Source organism: Gemmatimonadota bacterium (assembly GCA_016720805.1).
GTDB lineage: Bacteria > Gemmatimonadota > Gemmatimonadetes > Gemmatimonadales > GWC2-71-9 > Palsa-1233.
This window is the reverse complement of sequence record JADKJZ010000005.1, coordinates 37072-56066: the sequence shown is the minus strand read 5'-3', so window position 1 is coordinate 56066 and position 18995 is coordinate 37072. Positions and strand designations below refer to the sequence as shown.

19 protein-coding genes are annotated in these 18995 nt (G+C 67.0%); 14 read left to right on the top strand and 5 right to left on the bottom strand.

Going from position 1 to position 18995, the window contains the following annotated elements:
* Window positions 1-46: 46 nt before the first annotated feature.
* Both IPP98_06365 and IPP98_06360 read left to right on the top strand, forming a co-directional pair.
* Window positions 47-832, top strand: a complete 786-nt coding sequence (locus tag IPP98_06365; protein MBL0178738.1) for a matrixin family metalloprotease — start codon at window positions 47-49, stop codon at window positions 830-832.
* Window positions 833-865: 33 nt separating this feature from the next.
* Window positions 866-2023 carry a beta-lactamase family protein gene (locus tag IPP98_06360; protein ID MBL0178737.1) on the top strand — a complete coding sequence of 386 codons (1158 nt, stop codon included), beginning with the start codon at window positions 866-868 and terminating at the stop codon, window positions 2021-2023.
* 112 nt (window positions 2024-2135) lie between these two features.
* On the opposite strand, the gene IPP98_06355 is transcribed toward IPP98_06360, so the two are convergent.
* The 3 genes from IPP98_06355 to IPP98_06345 are packed head-to-tail and all read right to left on the bottom strand — an operon-like array spanning window position 2136 to window position 3814.
* The gene (locus IPP98_06355; GenBank protein ID MBL0178736.1) at window positions 2136-2456 is read right to left on the bottom strand and encodes a metal-sulfur cluster assembly factor; all 321 of its coding nucleotides are present in this window, start codon (window positions 2454-2456) and stop codon (window positions 2136-2138) included.
* A gap of 44 nt (window positions 2457-2500) precedes the next feature.
* A complete protein-coding gene (locus IPP98_06350) occupies window positions 2501-3640 on the bottom strand; it encodes a ribonuclease D (GenBank protein ID MBL0178735.1) in 1140 nt (379 codons plus the stop codon).
* On the bottom strand, window positions 3641-3814 hold the full coding sequence (locus IPP98_06345; protein ID MBL0178734.1) for a hypothetical protein: 174 nt from the start codon (window positions 3812-3814) through the stop codon (window positions 3641-3643). It lies immediately after the preceding gene.
* A gap of 175 nt (window positions 3815-3989) precedes the next feature.
* Between IPP98_06345 and IPP98_06340 the strand changes: the two genes are divergently transcribed.
* Entirely contained in the window at window positions 3990-4790 is an 801-nt protein-coding gene (locus tag IPP98_06340; GenBank protein MBL0178733.1) for an alpha/beta fold hydrolase, read from the top strand.
* Between the two features lie 151 nt (window positions 4791-4941).
* Here the strand turns inward: IPP98_06340 and IPP98_06335 are convergent, their stop codons facing one another.
* On the bottom strand, window positions 4942-5205 hold the full coding sequence (locus tag IPP98_06335) for a ferredoxin family protein (GenBank protein ID MBL0178732.1): 264 nt from the start codon (window positions 5203-5205) through the stop codon (window positions 4942-4944).
* Window positions 5206-5367: 162 nt separating this feature from the next.
* Here IPP98_06335 and IPP98_06330 point away from each other — a divergent pair, with 162 nt between their 5' ends.
* From IPP98_06330 to IPP98_06280, 11 genes are all read left to right on the top strand, one after another.
* The gene (locus IPP98_06330; protein ID MBL0178731.1) at window positions 5368-7527 is read left to right on the top strand and encodes a patatin-like phospholipase family protein; all 2160 of its coding nucleotides are present in this window, start codon (window positions 5368-5370) and stop codon (window positions 7525-7527) included.
* Between the two features lie 218 nt (window positions 7528-7745).
* Complete coding sequence (locus IPP98_06325) at window positions 7746-8363, top strand: winged helix-turn-helix transcriptional regulator (protein ID MBL0178730.1); 618 nt, start codon at window positions 7746-7748, stop codon at window positions 8361-8363.
* Between the two features lie 8 nt (window positions 8364-8371).
* Window positions 8372-9793 (top strand): Fe-S cluster assembly protein SufB, encoded by a 1422-nt coding sequence (sufB, locus tag IPP98_06320; protein ID MBL0178729.1) that lies wholly within the window; start codon window positions 8372-8374, stop codon window positions 9791-9793.
* 128 nt (window positions 9794-9921) lie between these two features.
* Entirely contained in the window at window positions 9922-10683 is a 762-nt protein-coding gene (gene sufC / locus IPP98_06315; protein ID MBL0178728.1) for a Fe-S cluster assembly ATPase SufC, read from the top strand.
* Window positions 10683-12002 (top strand): Fe-S cluster assembly protein SufD, encoded by a 1320-nt coding sequence (sufD, locus tag IPP98_06310; GenBank protein MBL0178727.1) that lies wholly within the window; start codon window positions 10683-10685, stop codon window positions 12000-12002. Before sufC ends, sufD begins: the two co-directional genes overlap by 1 nt.
* The gene (sufS, locus tag IPP98_06305; GenBank protein ID MBL0178726.1) at window positions 11999-13198 is read left to right on the top strand and encodes a SufS family cysteine desulfurase; all 1200 of its coding nucleotides are present in this window, start codon (window positions 11999-12001) and stop codon (window positions 13196-13198) included. Before sufD ends, sufS begins: the two co-directional genes overlap by 4 nt.
* Window positions 13198-13626 (top strand): SUF system NifU family Fe-S cluster assembly protein, encoded by a 429-nt coding sequence (locus IPP98_06300; protein ID MBL0178725.1) that lies wholly within the window; start codon window positions 13198-13200, stop codon window positions 13624-13626. Before sufS ends, IPP98_06300 begins: the two co-directional genes overlap by 1 nt.
* A 140-nt stretch (window positions 13627-13766) precedes the next feature.
* Complete coding sequence (locus IPP98_06295; GenBank protein ID MBL0178724.1) at window positions 13767-14189, top strand: BrxA/BrxB family bacilliredoxin; 423 nt, start codon at window positions 13767-13769, stop codon at window positions 14187-14189.
* Between the two features lie 5 nt (window positions 14190-14194).
* On the top strand, window positions 14195-14446 hold the full coding sequence (locus IPP98_06290; protein ID MBL0178723.1) for a hypothetical protein: 252 nt from the start codon (window positions 14195-14197) through the stop codon (window positions 14444-14446).
* Between the two features lie 120 nt (window positions 14447-14566).
* Window positions 14567-15517 (top strand): ATP-binding cassette domain-containing protein, encoded by a 951-nt coding sequence (locus IPP98_06285; protein MBL0178722.1) that lies wholly within the window; start codon window positions 14567-14569, stop codon window positions 15515-15517.
* Complete coding sequence (locus tag IPP98_06280) at window positions 15514-16815, top strand: ABC transporter permease (protein MBL0178721.1); 1302 nt, start codon at window positions 15514-15516, stop codon at window positions 16813-16815. The genes IPP98_06285 and IPP98_06280 overlap by 4 nt, the downstream gene beginning before the upstream one ends.
* A gap of 87 nt (window positions 16816-16902) precedes the next feature.
* On the opposite strand, the gene IPP98_06275 is transcribed toward IPP98_06280, so the two are convergent.
* Window positions 16903-18735 carry a CocE/NonD family hydrolase gene (locus tag IPP98_06275; protein MBL0178720.1) on the bottom strand — a complete coding sequence of 611 codons (1833 nt, stop codon included), beginning with the start codon at window positions 18733-18735 and terminating at the stop codon, window positions 16903-16905.
* Window positions 18736-18995: the final 260 nt, after the last annotated feature.

Sequence of the window (18995 nt, the reverse complement as noted above, 5' to 3'; positions counted from 1 at the left end):
GCCAACACCCCTCGCCCCGTGGGACGGCACAGCCGATATTCCCAAGATGGACCAGCGTCTGACCATCGCCAGCTTCGCCCTCCTCGTCACCGTGGTCGTGGTGGGGGGCGCTTCGCGTCGGGCCGCAGAGCGCCCCGTGCCCCCGCCACCGGCAGCCGATTCCCCGGCGCCGGGGCGTCCAGCGGCTCGGCAGATCGGCCCGCTCCCCGAGGCGATCAATGCACCGCCCCTCGGCACGCCGGCGATTGACCTCCAGGCGCGGCTGGCCACCCGCCGCCGGATCGCGCGGGAGGGGCGGCGCGTCTATCTCGACTCGATGTTCGCCACCAGCGATTCCACCGTGATCCGCTGGGAGGACCGCCAGCGCCGAGTCCTCACGGTCCGTTTCGTCACCGACAGCGCGCTGCCCGACTGGGAGGGCGCGCTCGCCGATGCGCGGGCCGGAATGGCGGTGTGGAGCAGCAACGAGGCGGGGTTCGATCTGCAGGAGACCGCGGACTCGACGGCCGATATCACCGTCTCCTGGAGCCCGATGCTCGGCGTCGAGTCGCAGTTGGGGCTCACCGGGGTTCGCTGGGGCAGCGACGGCGTCGTGCAGAGCGTGACGATGTCCCTCGCGCTGCGCCAGAACCCTGACTCCCTGGTCGTCCCGCCGGCGATTCGCCGCCGCGTCGCCGCCCACGAATTCGGCCACGCCCTTGGCTTGCCCCACTCTGACCGCGAGGACGACCTGATGTATCACACCTCGCCGGTGGGGTCACCATCCCGGCGCGACCGCGCCACCCTGCAACTCCTCTACGCTGTCACTCCTGGTCCGATCCGCACGCCGTGACACGGATCACCCTCGTCGTGCGTCTCTAGCAGTATGCAACGCGTTCTCCTCCTGTTGTCTCTCGTCGCCCTGCCATCGTCGATTGCCGCGCAGCGCGCCACCGCACTCCAGGCGATCGATGCGGCCATCGAGGATGGCATCCGCCGCGGCATCTATCCTGCCGCCGTGGTGATGGTCGGTCGCCGCGACAGCGTGCTCTACCAGAAGGGCTACGGCCACTTCACCTGGAGCAACCGCACGACGCGTCCCGATCCCGCTTCCACCCTCTGGGACATCGCCTCGCTCAGCAAGGTGGTCGCCACCGCAAGCACGGTCGCCAAGCTCGTCGAGCGCGGCCAACTCGACCTCGAGGCACCGGTTGAGCGCTACCTCCCCGAGTTCATGGGAGTTTCCAAGGATCAGGTCACGGTGCGGATGCTGCTCGATCATACCAGTGGCTTGCCGCCGTACGAGGCGCTCTATCGCGGGCACCCCACCATCTCCGCCGCGCGCGAGAAGTTGCTGACCGTGCCGCTGGCGAGAATGCCGGGTGCCTCCGCGCTGTACAGCGACCTCAATGCGATGCTGGCGGCGATGGTGGTGGAGCGAGTGGCCGGCGAGCCATTCGACAGCGTCTCGCGACAGGAAGTGTTCGAGCCGCTGGGGATGCGCACCACGTTCTGGTCGCCGCCGGCCGCCGACCAGACGCGCGCGGTACCGACCGCGAAACTGCGCGGCCGAGCCATCGGCGGCGTGGTCAATGACGAGAACGCCCGCATCCTGGGCGGCGTCGCGGGGCACGCCGGCGTCTTCTCCACCGGCGCCGATCTCGCCCGCTTCGCGCGGTCGTGGCTCCATGCGCTTGGCGACGTGGCGGCGCCCTCGCCCTGGCTCAACACCGCGACCGCGCTCCGCTTCACCGAACGCAGCTTCGCGTCGGGGACCCGCGCCCTCGGCTGGGATACACCGATCCTCAATCCGGGCGACGGCAAACCACCGCTCTACGGCCGCTGCGCCACCGCCACGACCTTTGGGCACACGGGATGGACGGGCACGTTGATCTGGATCGACCCGGCGGCCGACCTCTTCGTGGTGCTGCTCACCAATCGCAGTTACGATCCGCGCAACGCGACCAGGTCGTTCGAACAGATTCGGGAGATTCGCGCGAAGGTGAGCGACGCGGCGAGACGGGCGGTCGGAAAGAGCTGCTGATAGGATGATGGATGATGGATGATGGATGATGGATAAACTGAAAAGGGAGCGCCGAAATGTTCTTCGGTGCTCCCTCGATCGTGGTCCATCCATTGTCCATCATCCATCATCCCTAGTGACCCAAGAAGGCTCTGACTCTCGGATCCATCCGTTCCGGCGTCCAGTACGGCTCCCACACCAACTCGACCTCGACGTTGCTGATCCCTTCCAGGTCGGCGAGGGTGCGGCGGACGTCCTCCATGATCTCGGCGCCCGAGGGGCAGCCTGGGGAGGTCAGCGTCATCGTCACCTTCGCGGCGCCGTCATCGGCGACGGCGACGTCGTAGATCAGGCCGATGTCGATCACGTTCAGCCCCAGCTCCGGGTCCTTCACGGCACGGAGCGCCTTCTTGGCGAGTTCGGGGGTCACAGGGGGTCGGGCGTCGGCGGTCATCTGCTAATCCTAACGTGCAAGTCGGCATTGAGTGAGCGCGGCGCTCATCCGCTGGCGGCAACCGCCTGGAGCAGCGAGGGCCCAAGGACCTTCACCTGCCAGCGGCGCAGCTCGGGAATCGTGGCGAGCGCGTCGAGGGAGGCAGGTTCCGCCCGGGCAATCGCCTCGAGGGTTCCGTTAGGGCACAATACCCCGGGCGCGAGCTGAAGCTCCTCCGCCAACCGGTTGCGCCGGTGCTTGAGCGCCTCGACGCGCGCCTCGAAGGCGGGATCGGGGATGCGCCGGGCCGGCCGCTCCACCCGCGGGAGATCCCGCTCGGGGATCGCTTCGCCTTTGGCGATCGCGGCGAGGATCTCGTTGCCGCGGCGCTGGGCGCCTTCCTGTCCTACCCCCTTCACCCGGCCAAGTTCTTCGAGGGTATGCACCGGCTGCTGGGCCAGGGCAAAGAGGACCTCATTGCCCAAGACCCGGAAGGAGGCGCGGTCGAGTCGGGCGGAGGTTTCCTCGCGCCAATTGTAGAGCTCCCGGAGAATCGCCAACTCGCGGCGCTGTAACGCCTTGGCGCCCTTCAGACGGAGGAAGGCGGTCTCCGGTCCCTCGCCACCACCGGTCCAGCGGATCTTCTCGAGGTTCTCGAATTCCTCGGCGACCCACTCGGTGCGCCCCATGGCGTCAAGTTGTTCTAGGAGTATGTCTCGCAACTCACACAGGTGAACCGTATCGCCCGCCGCGTAGTCGAGCATCGGCGCTGACAGCGGCCGTGCCGACCAGTCGGCGCGCTGGAAGCGCTTGTCGGCGGTGACGTTGAAGTACTTGGCGAGGAGGGCGCCGAGGCCGATCCCGGGTTCGTTGAGGAACTGGGCGGCAATCCGGGTATCGAAGAGATGGCTCGCGCGGAAGCTGAACTGCTTGTCGAAGAGCCGCAGGTCGTAATCGGCGTCGTGGAAGATCACTTCGATGGCGGGGTCGGCCAGCAGGTCGCCGATCGGCGTGAGATCGCCGACGCCGAGGGGGTCGATGACCGCCGTGAGCGTCCGGGTGGAGAGCTGGACCAGGTAGATCCGGTCGTGGAAGCGGTGGAACGACGCCGCCTCGGTGTCGAGCGCGACCAGCGGGGCGCCGCGTACCTCATCGAGGAGGGCGTGGAACGTCTCGGGTCGATCCACCAGGCGCACGTCGGCCATCTAGTCCTTCCGCTTCGAGGCCTGCTCCAGGCCGTCTACCACCTGCTCAAGCGCCTTGGCGAGGGTCTTGAGATATTCGGCGGTGAGCTCTGGCGGCGTGCCCATCGAGGCGTCCATCGCCAGTTGCCGAGTCAGCTTCGCGGCGTGCCGGATGTAGTCGGTTGAGGGCGCCATGCGTCACCAGAGCGTTGAGTTGAAGGAAAGGTAGTCGATTGGGGCTCGGCCTTCGGCCCCGCTGGGTGAGGGGTGAGGGGGCGTCGTGAGACGTGAAACGTGCTTTCACCCCGGATTCCGTTTCACCTTTCACGTTTCACCCCTCACCCCTCACCCTCACCTGCAGGATGTCGACATGAGCACCATCACCCTCCCCAACGGCCACCCGCTCGAGTACGTCGAGGTCGGGGAGGGCGCGATCCCCTTGCTGCTGGTCCACGGCTATCCACTCGACCAGAGCATGTGGAAGCCGCAACTGGAAGGGCTCGAGGGCGTCCAGTGTATCGTGCCGGACCTGCGTGGCTTCGGTGCCTCGTGCGACTCACCGTCGCCGACCACGCTTACCGAACACGCCGACGACCTTGCCGCGCTGCTCGACGCGCTCGGAATTCAACGTGCGGTCATCGCGGGGCTGTCGATGGGCGGCTACATCGCCTTCGAATTTGTCCGGCGACATCGTGAACGGTTGCTCGGTGTGATCCTGCTCGACACGTCGCCGCGTCCCGACGACGAGGCCGCACGTGCGGCGCGCACCACGACGATCGATCGAGTGCGGAGTGAGGGGGTCGGGCCCATCGCACTGGCGCTTGGCGGGAAGCTCTTCGCCGCGGACGTGACGCCGAAGCTGCGCGACACCGTGGTGTCTCAAATGGCGCTGACGCCGCGGGAGACGATCGTCGCTGCCGTGACCGCGATGCGCGATCGTGCCGATTCCCGCGACCTGCTGCCGACACTCGCCAACACACCGACGCTGGTGATCGTGGGGAGCGAGGATCGGCTGACACCACCCGACGTGGCGCGCGCCATGGCGTCGGCGATTCCTGGCGCGGTATTGGTCGAGGTGAAGGGCGCAGGCCACCTGCCGACCCTGGAACGACCGGCCGAGACGACGGCGGCGATGCAGCAATTTCTCGATCGCCTGCCCGCCGGACGCTAGCCTGAAACCATTGGCCGGGGCCGGGCGTATTTCTCTGTGGCGGCCCCGACGATCCTTCCCCCTTCGTCACCGCCAGACAGCAGGTATCCTGCCAATAAGGACGCCCCCGGAGCTTTGGCTCCGGGGGCGTCTCGTTGGTGCGCTCACGCGGTTACTTGCGCGGACGTCCCGGCGGCGTGTCCGAGTCGAAGATGTCCTTGTTCTTCGCGATGAACGCCTGGAGGTTCGCCGGCACATCTTCCTCCGGATAGATCGCGCTGACCGGGCACTCCGGTTCACAGGCGCCACAGTCAATGCACTCATCGGGGTGGATGAAGAGCTGCTCCTCCCCTTCGTAAATGCAGTCGACGGGGCAGACATCCACGCAGGCGCGATCCTTCACGCCGATACAGGCATCGGTAATGATGTACGGCATCGAACGAGCACTCCTCCGGACTGCGCCGGCTGGGTTACACGGGTAGGGGGTCCCGCGGTCAGGGGAGAGTGTAGGAACGCGCCCGCCCCCGGCGCAAGGGGGAGACGATTTCGGGGCATGCCGCCGACCGCCGTGGCCACCCGGCGCGTTACGTTTCGCGCCATGATCTCGCTGGCTCGTCGGACCCTTGTTGCCCTCCTCGGCTGCGCCATCACGGCGACCGCAATGCCAGCACAGGCACCTGCCTGCCGCCCGGGCGTCACCGCCCTGGTCTTGAGCGGCGGCGGCGCCAAGGGACTGGCGCATGTGGGGGTGATTGCCGCGCTCGAAGCCGCTGGCGTCCGCCCCGACCTGATCGTCGGCACCTCGATGGGCGCCATGATCGGCGCGCTCTATGCCGCCGGCTATCCGGCTCGCGAGATCGATTCCCTCGCACGGGCGCTCGCCGCCCGTGACATCTTCCGCGCCAAGGAACTCCGCGGCCCCGTCGTCTGGGGATCGCTCCTTCCGCTGCTGCTCTGGGAAGAGGGCGAGGCCGGCTTCTCGATCCAGAGTCCCGCAGTCCGGCAGTATCAGGTGACCGCGGCGCTCAACGGGGCGATGCTTCGCGGCAACCTCCTCGCACGCGGCAACTTCGATCACCTCCCGATTCCGCTGCGCGTGGTGGCCACCAACCTGCGCGATCGCAGCGTGGTGGTGTTGCGTGGCGGCGACCTCGCCCAGGCGGTGCGCGCGTCGATCGCGATTCCGTTGGTCTTCTCTCCCGAGAAGATCGGCGCGTTGACCCTCACCGACGGCGGCTTGGCGGCCAACATTCCGGTTGGTGTCGCCCGCAACGAAGGCGCGGTGCGCGTCCTGGTCAGCGACGTCACCGAACGGCCGGCCGACACCCTCGATCTCGATTCACCACTGGTGATCGCTGATCGTCTCCTCAATTGGCTCTTCCGCCAGCCAGCCGACTCACTCGGGGCCGACGACCTGATGATCCGGCCCTCGGTCGAAGGATTTCGTGCACTCGATTTTTCGTCCGCGGCCGTCGATTCGCTCATTCGCCTCGGCCGCATTGCCGGTGATTCGATGGTGGCGCGCTGGAGTTGTCAGGGGCTCGCCGCCACGCCGCGTCCGCCGATCGCAATGCCGCGGAAGTTGCTTGGGCTCCGTGGTGATGCATCCGACCCCTCCGGTGTACGGCTGCTGCGACGCACCCTCGCGCTCGAGGCGCCCCGCGCGGTGAACGAGGCCGAGTTGCAGGCGCAACTCTTTTCGCTCGGCGAGCGCGAGGTCTTCCGCGAGATCTGGCTCGGTCCGGTCGGCAGCGGCGACACGGTCCGTCTGCAGCCGATCCTGCGACGGTTGCCGCGCCGCGTGGCCGGCATCGGAATCGCGTATGACACCGAGCTCGGTGGGCGAGTGTGGGGTGGCTTCGCCGATCGCAATCTTCCGGTGCTGCACGCCGAAGCATCCGGTGTACTGGCGCTCGGTCGCTTTCGTCGTGACCTCGACCTGACTGGTCGGCGCCAGACGCTGCTCGGCCGCGCCGTCTTCTCACCCGTCGCGACACTCGGCTTGCATGGCGAGGATGTGCGCCGCTTCGATGTGGACGGCTTCGAAGTGCCTTCCGATGACCTGCAGCATCTCGCCATCACCACCGGCGTCGAGCGGTTCGTCGGCCGTGACGTGCGGCTCTCGCTGATGGCAGAGTTCCGCAGCTGGGATGCGGCCGATCTGCGGACGCGGTTCCGATCCACCGCCTCCGCCGCCGGTGGTCGCCTGATCATCGAGCGACTGAGTGACGATCGCGACCAGGCGACGCGCGTGGAGGCAGCGTACACCTCACGCTATCGCTTGGTCACCGGCGAATTCCGAAGCCGTGGCGAGTGGGGCGGGATGCGCTTCGAGCCTCACCTCCGCCTCGGCGTCGGCGAGATGCTGCCCGTGCCGCTCACCTTCTCGCTCGGCGGCGAGGACGGCTTCCCCGGCCTCCACCTCGGCGAACGCCGTGGCGACCGCGAGGCGTTCGGCGCCTTGGCGGTCTCCCGCGCGGTCATCGGTCCGCTCCGGGTTCGGTTGCAGGGCGCGATCGGCCGAACCGCGATCGGAAGCACGCCCACGACGCTGATCGGTCTCCCGAGCACGGACGGCACGGCTACCAATCGCGACCTCGCGCTCCGGTCCCGCGGGGTCTTTGCGCGGGGCGGCTGGGTTGCCGGCGCCAGAGTCGGGATCGGCTCGGACACTCCCCTCGGTCCGGTCCGTGTGGAGTATGGCTGGAACGATGCGGGACGGGAGGCGTTGTTCTTGAGGGTGGGGCGGTGGTTTTGACCCCGTCCGTGCGGTGAGATCTGTGTAGGGGCGCAGCATGCTGCGCCCTTACACACACGACGACCAACCGCATGGGTAACATGGGCAATCGCACCAATATCTTCGCACGAATTGACAAATCCCCAAATTCCGCGTAGTCTTGCCCCCTTATGGCATCTCCAGCGCTTTCCTTTGCTGATACGGCCGTTCCGGTCGGGCACCGCGGTCCCCGCGGGCTGGTGCTGCTGCACCTGAAGCGCGAGGGTGGGGCGACGGCCGGGGATCTTGCGGCCGCGCTGGGGTATTCGCTGAACGCGGTGCGGCATCATCTGAAGGAGTTGGAGGCCGAGGGGGTCGTCGGGTTCGACCGGACCTCGAAGGGTGTCGGCGCCCCGGCGCACACCTATCGCCTTACTCCCAAAGGACATAGCCTCTTTCCGGACCGCTACGAGCGGACCCTGACCGACCTGCTCGACCACCTGGTCGCGACGTCGGGGCGGGACGCGGCGGTGGCGCTGCTGGAGCAGCAGTACCGGTCGCTCGCCGAGCGGCTGGAGGTCGAGACGCGCGGAGTCACCCCGGAGCAGCGGGGAGAGGTGGTCGCGCGGGTGCTCGACGCCGAGGGGTACATGGCGACCTGGGTGCATGCGGCGACGGGGGGGCTCCTCACCGAGCACCACTGTCCGCATCGCCTGGTCGCGGAACGTTTTCCTGAAGTCTGCGCCGCCGAGGAACGCTTCCTGGCGCAGGTCTTCGGGGCACCAATCGAGCGCCGCTCGCGCATCGCGGGCGGTTGCGGCACATGCAGCTATCGAGTCGCCAATCCGGGCGACGACGCAGGCTTGGAGGCTTCGTGAGCACCGAGATGGACGCGCTGGTCAATCGCGAGTACAAGCACGGCTGGGTCACCGACATCGAGCAGGACACGATGCCCCCGGGACTCTCCGAGGAGACGGTCCGCTTCATCTCCGCCAAGAAGGAGGAGCCCGAGTGGCTGCTCGATTGGCGCTTGAAGGCGTTCCGCCGTTGGCAGGAGATGACCGAGCCGACCTGGCCGAACGTGCACTACACGCCGATCGACTACCAGGCGATCGCCTATTTCTCGGCACCGAAGACCACGACGCCGCTCGGCTCGCTCGACGACGTCGATCCGAAGCTGCTGGCCACGTACGAGAAGCTCGGCATCCCGCTCAGCGAGCAGAAGCTGCTGGCCGGCGTCGCCGTCGACGCGATCTTCGACTCCGTCTCGGTCGGCACGACGTTCAAGGCGGCGCTCGCCAAGGAAGGGGTGATCTTCTGCTCCTTCGGCGAAGCGGTGAAGGAGCATCCCGAGCTGGTGCAGAAGTACCTCGGCTCGGTCGTGCCGGCCTCCGACAACTATTTCGCCGCGCTGAATTCGGCGGTCTTCTCCGACGGCTCGTTCGTGTACATCCCGAAGGGTGTGCGCTGCCCGATGGAGCTGTCGACCTACTTCCGCATCAACGCCGCCAACACCGGGCAGTTCGAGCGGACGCTGATCGTGGCCGAAGAGGGCGCGTACGTCTCGTACCTCGAGGGCTGCACGGCGCCGAAGCGCGACGAGAATCAGCTGCACGCGGCGGTGGTGGAGCTGGTCGCCCTCGATGACGCGACCATCAAGTACAGCACGGTGCAGAACTGGTACGCCGGCGACGAGAACGGCGTCGGCGGGATCTACAACTTCGTCACCAAGCGCGGCAAGGCGGGGGCACGGGCCAAGATCTCGTGGACCCAGGTCGAGACCGGCTCGGCGATCACCTGGAAGTACCCGTCAGTGATCCTCCAGGGCGACGACAGCATCGGCGAGTTCTACTCGGTGGCGGTGGTGAACGGCATGCAGCAGGCCGACACCGGCACCAAGATGATCCACATCGGCCGCAACACGAAGAGCACCATCGTCTCGAAGGGGATCAGCGCCGGGCGCGGGCAGAACTCCTACCGCGGCCAGGTGAAGATCCTCCCGAAGGCGCACGGGGCGCGCAATTACACCCAGTGCGACTCGATGCTCATCGGCAACGCCTGCGGGGCGCACACCTTCCCCTACATCGACGTGCAGAACAGCACTTCCGACGTGGAGCACGAGGCGAGCACCAGCAAGATCGGCGAAGACCAGATCTTCTACTGCAAGGCGCGTGGCCTGAACACCGAGCACGCGATCTCGCTGATCGTCAACGGCTTCTGCAAGGAAGTCTTCCGGGAGCTCCCGATGGAGTTCGCACTGGAGGCGCAGAAGCTGCTGGGGGTGTCGCTGGAAGGAAGCGTAGGGTAGGAGCCGTTAGTCGTTGGTCGTTAGTCGTTAGGGTGCCGAGCGATCGCCTGCCCTGCCACGGAATGACCAACCTCTAACGACCAATGACTAACGACTAACGACCTGTTCAAGGATCTCAACGAATGGCACTGCTCCAGATCTCGAACCTCCACGCCTCCGTCGACGAGAAGGAGATCCTCAAGGGGATCTCGCTGACCGTGAACGCCGGCGAAGTCCACGCCATCATGGGCCCGAACGGCTCCGGCAAGAGCACGCTGGCGCAGGTGCTCTCGGGGCATCCGGCCTACGACGTCACCAGCGGCACCGCGACGCTCGAGGGCGAGGACCTGCTCGACATGGAGGCGGAGGAGCGCGCCTGGGCCGGCGTCTTCCTGGCATTCCAGTATCCGGTGGAGATCCCGGGCGTGACCAACGCCTACTTCCTCCGCATGGCGTACAACGAGGTCCGCAAGGCGCGCGGGCTCGACGAGCTCGACCCGATGGACTTCCTCGACCTGCTCGAGGAGAAGCTCAAGGTGGTCGAGTGGGGCCCGGAGATCATGGAGCGGGCGGTCAACTTCGGCTTCTCCGGTGGCGAGAAGAAGCGGAACGAGATCCTGCAGATGGCGGTGCTTGAGCCGAAGCTCGCGATCCTCGACGAGACCGACTCCGGCCTCGACATCGATGCGCTGCGGATTGTCGCCGACGGCGTCAACAAGCTCCGCTCGCCGGAACGCGCCATCATCCTGGTGACCCACTACCAGCGCCTGCTCGATTACATCGTGCCGGATTTCGTGCATGTGCTGGCCGGCGGGAAGATCGTGAAGTCAGGCGGCAAGGAGCTGGCGCACGAGCTCGAGGCGAAGGGCTACGAGTGGCTGACGGGCCTGCCCGAGGGAGTGGCAGTCTGATGAGCAGCACCACGAGCATCACGCCCTCGATCAGCGTGGGCGCCATGGCGTTCGCTGCCCTCGCCGACGCAGCCACCGGCACCGGGCCGGCATGGCTCGTGGCCCGCCGTCAGGCGGCCGCCGCCCGCTTCGCCGAAGTCGGCGTCCCGTCGACGCGCGACGAAGAGTGGCGCTTCACGCCGGTCGCCCCGATTGCGGCCACCGCGTGGACGGCCGTCGGCGCCTCGGCGCCGGTGACGGCGGCGGATGTCGCCGCGCTGCGTCTTGCCGATGGACCGCTCGCCGTCCTGGTCGACGGCGTCTTCGTCGCGGCGCTCTCGAACCTCCCGGCCTCCATTCAGGCCTCGTCATTGCGAGCGGCAATTGCCGCCGGTGACGCCGCGGTCGAGACGCACCTCGGCACCATCGCGCTGCCGACTGCGACGCCGTTCTCGGCGCTCTCGCTGGCGACCTTCACCGATGGCGTGGTGCTGCACCTCGCCGCCGGGACGGAACTGGCGGCGCCGCTCGAGATCTTGCACCTGACGACCTCCGCCGCGGATGGCGCCCTGGTCGCGCCGCGCGTGCTGATCACTGCGGCCAAGGCCGCACGCGGCGCCGTCGTGGAACAGTTCGTTTCGCTGGCCGACACACTCCACCTGAGCAATGCCGTCACCGAGGTGGTGCTTGGCGAAGCGTCGTGGGTCGAGCACATCCGGGTGCAGCGCGAAGGCGCCCGCGCCTGGCATGTCGGCTACACCCACGCGCATCAGGCCCGGGCGTCGCACTACCGCTCGTTCGCGCTGTCGATCGGCGGGAAGGTGTCGCGCCACAACCTGCATGCCCGTCTCGCGGGCGAGCAGGTCGAGACGCTGATGTACGGCCTCTACCTCACGCAGCACGAGCAGCTCGCCGATACCCACTCGGCGATCTTCCACGACCAGCCCAACTGCAACTCGTGGGAGGTCTACAAGGGCGTGTTGGCCGACAAGTCGCGCGCCGTCTTCAACGGCAAGGTCTTCGTCGAGCCGATCGCGCAGAAGACCGATGCCAAGCAGACCAACCGCAACCTGCTCCTCTCCGATCAGGCCAAGGTCGACACCAAGCCGCAGCTCGAGATCTTCGCCGACGACGTGAAGTGCACCCACGGCGCCACGGTCGGCCGTTTGAACGAGCAGCAGCGCTACTATCTGCAGACGCGCGGCATCGGCGGCCGCACGGCGCAGGAACTCCTGATCTGGGCCTTCGCGGCGGAAGTGCTGACCGAGGTGACCATTCCCGCGGTGCGGAACGGCATCGAGCGGATCGTGCGCGATCGGCTCGAGGAGATGCTGGGATGAGTGAGTCCGTGCGGGCGCAGTTCCCGATCTTTGCCCGCACCTCGCGCGGGGAGCCGCTGGTGTACCTCGACAGCGGCGCCACCACGCAGAAGCCCCAGGTCGTGATCGACGCCGAGATGGCGTTCTACGAGGGGTGGAACGCCAACATCCATCGCGGTGTCTACGAGTTCTCCGAGCGCGCCACGATGGCCTACGACGGAACCCGCGCCACCGTGGCGCGTTTTCTCGGCGGCGTGCGCGAGGACGAGATCGTCTTCACCACCGGCACCACCGGCTCGACCAATCTGGTGGCGCAGTCGTTCCTCCACCCCAAGGTCGGGCCGGGGACGTGGGTGCTGGTCACCGAGATGGAGCACCACGCCAACATCGTTCCCTGGCAGCTGGCCGGCGCGGCACTGAAGGCGATCCCGGTCACCGACACGGGCGAGCTCGACCTCGCGGCCGCCGGGAAGTTGCTGGCCGAGGGGCCGGCGCTGCTCGCGGTGGCGCACGTCTCGAACACGCTTGGCACCATCAACCCGATCGCCCAGCTGACCAGCATGGCGCGGGTCCACGGTGTCCCGGTGCTGGTCGACGGCGCGCAAGCGGTCGGGCACTTCCCGGTTGACCTGACGGCGCTCGGCGCCGACTTCTACTGCTTCTCCGCCCACAAGCTCTTCGGGCCGACCGGTGTCGGCGTCCTCTGGGCGCGGCGAGAACTGCTGGCCGCGATGCCGCCCTATCAGGGGGGCGGCGACATGATCGACCGCGTCTCCTTCGAGCGGACCACCTTCGCGTCGGGGCCGCAGCGCTTCGAGGCGGGGACGCCGAACATCGCGGGCGTCATCGGGATGGACGCCGCGATGCAGTGGGTCATGTCCGAGGACCGCGCGGCGTGGCAGGCCGAAGACGAACGGCTGCTCCACCTCGGCCGCGAAATGCTCGAGGCCATCCCAGGCGTGAAGTTGCTGGCCAAGCCGACGCAGAGCGTCGGGGTGCTGACCTTCACGATGACTGGTGCGCATCCGCACGATATCGCCTCGATCCTCGACTCGCGCGGGATCTGCATTCGCGCGGGCCACCACTGCACCCAGCCGTTGCATGCCCGCTTCGGCGTGCCGGCGACGGCGCGTGCCTCGTTCGGGCCCTACACGACCGAGGCCGACGTGCGTGCCCTGGGGACGGGGCTCGAGAAGGTGCGGGAGCTCTTCCGCTGATGGCCGGCATGGACGAGATGTACCAGACGCTGATCATCGAGCACGATCGCTCGCCGCGGAACTTCAAGCGGCTCGACGCGCCAACGCATCACGCCGAGGGGCGCAACCCGCTCTGCGGCGACGAAGTGTCGCTCGACCTGGTGGTCGACGCCGAGGGGCGGATCACCGAGGTCGGCTTCCAGGGGCAGGGATGCGCGGTCAGCCGCGCCTCCTCCTCGATGATGACCACCGCCATCAAGGGGAAGACGATCCCCGAGGCGATGGCGCTCTTCGACGGCTTCCACGCCATGCTCACCGGCCAGCCCGGTGACTTGGACGGCCTCGGCAAATTGGTCGCCTTCAAGGGATTGTCGGTGTATCCGATGCGCGTGAAGTGTGCGACGATGGTGTGGCACGTGCTCAAAGAAGCTTTGAATCCCGGGACCTGAGTCGTTGGTCGTTAGTCATTGGTCGTTAGGGTGTGACCGGAAACCCCACGCTCACGGCTTTTTCTAACGACTAACGACTAACGACTAACGACTAACGACTAACGACTAACGACTAACGACTTAACTAGGAGCTCCACCCTATGCCTTACCCCGAACTGATGATCAAGCCGATGCGCGAAGAAGTCACCCGCCTCGGCGTGCAGGAAATGAAGACCGTCGACGAGGTCGATGCCGCGCTCGGCAATGCGGAAGGGACCGCGTTCGTCTTCGTGAACTCGATGTGCGGTTGCGCAGCGGGTGGCGCACGGCCGGCGCTGGCCAAGGCACTCGCGACGGCGACGGCCAAGCCGGCGAAGCTGTTGACGGTATTTGCGGGGCAGGACCTCGACGCCACGGCGCGCGTGCGGTCGTACTTCGGGCAGTACCAGCCGTCATCGCCGTCGGCGGCGTTGCTCAAGGATGGCGAGGTGGTCGCGTTCATCCATCGGCACGAGATCGAGGGGCGGTCGCCCGAGATGATCGCCGCCGCGATCGTCACCGCCTTCGAGACCCACTGCGCGTGAGCGGCATGGTGCTTCACCCCGGGCACGACGAGCTGCACGGGATCACCGTGCTGATCGAGGGGGCCAGCGGCCGGACCTACGTCGGTCGCTGGCACGAGCGCCAGGAGCGCGGGGTCGTGATGCGCGACACCACGATCCTCGAGCCCGGGAATGACCGGGAGGGATGGCTGGCCCAGCTGCGGAAGTTCGGGGTGCCGCCGGAGCACAGGACGCTGGTGATCCCGGCCGACGAGTTCCTCTCCGTCGGGAAGTTCTGATAGTCGATCATCGATCATCGATGATCGATGATCGATGATCGATGATCGGTTGTTCACCACTGAAACTCCCGACCGCCTGAGGCAGTAAGTTCCCCCGTCCACTCCTACCTGGGGAACTCTGTGGCAGCTGCCGCTGTTCGCTTCGAGAAGGTCACCAAACGCTTTTCAGGCCATGTCGCCGTCAAGGACCTCTCCTTCGAGGTCCCAACCGGCGGCATTTTCGGTTTGTTGGGCCCCAATGGGGCCGGGAAGTCCACCTCGATCCGGATGATGATGGACATCATCGAGCCGGACGAGGGGTCGATCTCCCTCTTCGGGTCGGACCGGAAGGGGCGTGACCTCTCCCCCCGGATCGGCTTCCTCCCCGAGGAGCGCGGCCTCTACAAGAAGATGAAAGTGCTCGATCATCTGGTCTTCTTCGGCGAAGTGAAGGGGATCGCCCGGAGCGAGGCGAAGCGACGGGCCGCCAAGTGGCTCGACCGGCTCGGGATCGCCGACTGGGCCCAGAAGAAGGTCGAGGACCTCTCCAAGGGGATGCAGCAGAAGGTCCAGTTCGCCGGATCGCTGCTCCACGACCCCGAGCTGGTGGTGCTGGACGAGCCCTTCTCGGGACTCGACCCGGTCAACTCCCAGGTGATGAAGGACGTGGTGATCGAGCTCGCCAAGTCGGGGGTCACCGTCCTCTTCTCGACCCACATCATGGAGCAGGCGGAGCGGATGTGCGATCACATCGTGATCATCGCCCGCGGCGAGAAGGTGGTCGACGGCACCCTGCAGGAGATCAAGGCCGGCTTCGGTGGGCGGCATATCGCCCTCGGCTTCACCCACGATCGCGAGAAGGCGGAGCGGGTGCTGGCCGATCGGCGGCTGATCGAGACCATCGACGACTACGGCGCTTCGGCCGATCTGCGCATGGCGGAGGGCGCCGATCCGGAAGCGTTGCTCCACGCGCTGATCCGCGAGGGCGTCGGGCTCAGTCGCTTCGAGATCGTCGAGCCGTCGCTGCAGGCCATCTTCATCGCCAAGGTTGGTAACGCCGCGGTCGCCGCGCGCACCGGGGAGGCCGCGTGAACAAGATCTTTGCCGTCGTGCGCCGGGAGTTCATCGAGCGCGTCCGCACCCGTGCCTTCCTGCTGGCCACCCTCGGCCTGCCGTTGCTCATGGTGTTTGCGATGACCGTGCCGGCGCTGATGATGCGCGGCACCGACCGGACCACGCGGATTGCCGTGATCGACGGCACCGCCGATTCCACCGGGGTGCAGATCGTTGCCGCCCTGGCGAAGCCGACCTTCAAGGATGGCGTCCGGCCCAAGTACACCATCGAGCACATCACGCTCGCCGGGGACCCGACCGCCAAGCGCGACTCGCTCCTGCAGCGCACCTCGCGCGACGTGGCTGAGCCGCTGGATGGCGTGATGATCCTGCCGGAGAACACGCTGGCCGCCGGGAAGGTCGCGTACTTCGGCACCAATGTTTCGTCCTTCGAGACCATGGGCGAACTCGAGCGGCTGATCTCCTCCGTGGTCGTGGGAACGCGACTTGAGCGCGCCGGCGTCGATGCCGGTGTGGTGACTGCCGCGATGCGGCCGGCCGACATGAAGACCACCAAGGTGGCCGACGGGAAGCCGACGGGCGAGAGTGGTGCCGCATCGTTCCTTCTGGCCTACATCATGGGCTTCCTGCTCTACATCTCGGTGGTGCTCTTCGGCCAGCAGACGATGATGTCGGTGATCGAGGAGAAGACGTCGCGCATCATGGAGATTCTCGCCTCGTCGCTGCGGCCCTTCCAGATGCTGCTCGGCAAGGTGATCGGTGTCGGCGCGGTCGGCCTGCTGCAGATGTCGATCTGGGTCGGCACGGTCTTCGTGGTGGGGCAGAATCGCGCGGTGCTTGCCGGGCTGTTGAAGGTGCCGGTGGAGACGATGCAGACGCTGCCGATCCCGTCGATTCCGACCGACCTGCTGGTGGTCTTCCTGACCTACTTCGCCCTCGGCTTCCTGCTCTTCGGCGCCGTCTTCGCCGCCGTGGGATCGATGGTGAACTCGACCCAGGAGGCGCAGCAGGCGATCTCCGGCGTCATCATGGTGATCATGGTCGGTTTCTTCGGCGTCTTCGCCGTGATCAAGGACCCGTCCGGCGGCCTCGGCACGGTGCTTTCGCTGATCCCCTTCACGGCGCCGTTCGTGATGCCGGTGCGCTGGTCGATGGCGGCGGTGCCGCTGCCAGAATTGGCACTGTCACTGGTGATCATGGTCGCCGCGCTGCTCGGCGTCGTCTGGGTCGCGGGACGGATCTACCGAACCGGGATCCTGATGTACGGCAAGAAGCCGACGCTGCGCGAAGTGTTCCGGTGGGTGAGAGCGGGGTGATCGGGACGCTTACCCACGCGGGCCATGGTCATGGTGTACGGGCGCAGCATGCTGCGCCCGTACAGGCCATGCGGGCCCCCGCCCGCATTAAGGGCGGAGAATCGGCAGGCTCACATGCGTCGGCCACCGCGCCGATCGCTGCACCGCATGGACGGCCTTCCGGAAATCGGCGGCGCTGGCGTTGAAGATGTTCGGGACGTAGCGCTGCGGGTTGCGATCGATCAGCGGGAACCAGGTGCTCTGGACCTGCACCATGATCCGGTGACCCGGCTTGAAGGTGTACTCCTGCGTGTGCAGGTCGACGGTGAACTTCTCGACCTTGTTCGGCACGAGCGCACGCGGTGTCTCGAATGACTCGAGGTAGCGGCCGCGCAGAACGTCGTTGGCGACCATGAACTGGAAGCCGCCCATTGGCGAGGGGAGCGAGTCGGGATAGACGTCGATCAGCTTGACGACCCAGTCGGCGTCGCTCTGGCTGGTCGACGCATAGAGCGTGGCCATGATCTCGCCACTGATGGTGACGGGGGCATCGAGCACGCCGGTCTGCCAGGTGAGCACGTCGGGGCGATGGTCGACGAGGCGCTGGTCTTCGGTCAGCCAGGCGCGCCACTGCGAGCCGGAGCCATACGTCGGCTGGATTGGCCGCCGACGATACGGTACCGGATTGGCCGGGTCGGAGATGAAGGAGTCGGCGGCGGCCGCGGCCTTCGGCGCCGAGAAGGAGAGGGCCCCTGACGCGGCGGTGTAGATCGGCGTCTGGGTGACGTTGTCGCGCCGAGGGAAGGTCGTGTTGCTGACCCACCGATTCTCTCCCGCGCGGAAGAGCGTCGCCTCGGCGGGTGTGCAGCCATCGGCTGCGCCCCTGAGATGGCAGGCGAAGAACGGCCGCTGGATCGACTGCCGGTAGTAGTCGCCGGTGTTGCTGCCGAAGTCGATCGGTCCCAGCGTCTTGCCGGTGCCACCCCAGCCGCCGTGGTTCCACGGCCCCACCACCAGGAAGTTCATGTTCTTCGCGTCGTGCTTCTCCATGGCGCGGTAGATGGTGACCGGCCCGTAGAAATCTTCCTGGTCCCACCACCCAGCCACATTGAGCGTCGGGACGGTGACCGGCTGCTGAAGGTACGGCACCGCCGCCTGCTTCTTCCAGAAGGCGTCGTAGTTCGGGTGCGCCGCGAAGTCGTTCCAGGTGGGGATGGTTCCCTTGAAGACGTCCTGGTTGACCCGCGCGAGCGAGCCGAGCGCCAAGTACCAGTCATAGGTGTCGGCGCGATCGAAGGCGAACTGCTTGGAGACCTTTCCCTGTTCCATGTCGTAGGCGTACTCGAATCCGTACGACAGGCGGAATGCCCCCTGATGGTGGAAGTCATCACCCATCCACATGTCGGCGGGCGATGCCTGCGGTGACGCGGCCTTGAAGGCGGGGTGCGGATCCATCAGCGCCTGGACGACGACCCAGCCGTCGTAGGAAACGCCAAGCATGCCGACGCGACCGTTGTTGCCGGGGACGCGCTTGACGAGCCAGTCGATGGTGTCGTAGGCATCGCTTCCTTCGTCGATGGCCTTCGGATCGTTGCGATCGCGTGGGGCGCGCTGCATCACGAAGGTGCCTTCGCTGCCGTAGTGGCCGCGGATGTCCTGGAAGGCGAAGGCGTAGCCATCCTCGGCGAGTTCGCGATAGCTGCCGGTCATGCGGCCGGCCGAGCCGGTGATGCTGTACGGCGTGCGGGTGAAGACGATCGGCAGCGGGCCGCTGTAGTTCTGCGGCACATAGATCGAGGTGTGCAGCTTCACGCCGTCGCGCATGGCGACCATGGTGTCGACGAGCTTGACGTAGCTGTAGGCGGGCTTGGCCGGTGCGGCAGTCTGTGCGGGCAGGGCAACGCAAAGAGCCGGCAGCAGGAGCAGCGAGGGGAGGCGCATCGATTGTCCGGAATGGGGATGAGGGAATGTACTGCGATTTCTGCCCCGCCCCCGCAGTGGGGCCCTTCGCTCTGGTCAGGGCAGGCTCTCGGAAGTCGCTGCCCCCGGACGCTGGGCAGGCGTAGCGGCGCGCAGTCGAAGGACCTCTTGCAGGGCGCCCGTCGCGGGGCTCGCGGGCGCGTCGGTCCTCAAGCCGCGCGCCGGGCGGCGGCTCCGCTGGTGCGTCGCCACCATGGGGTCGCCGCCGCCAAACAGATGGG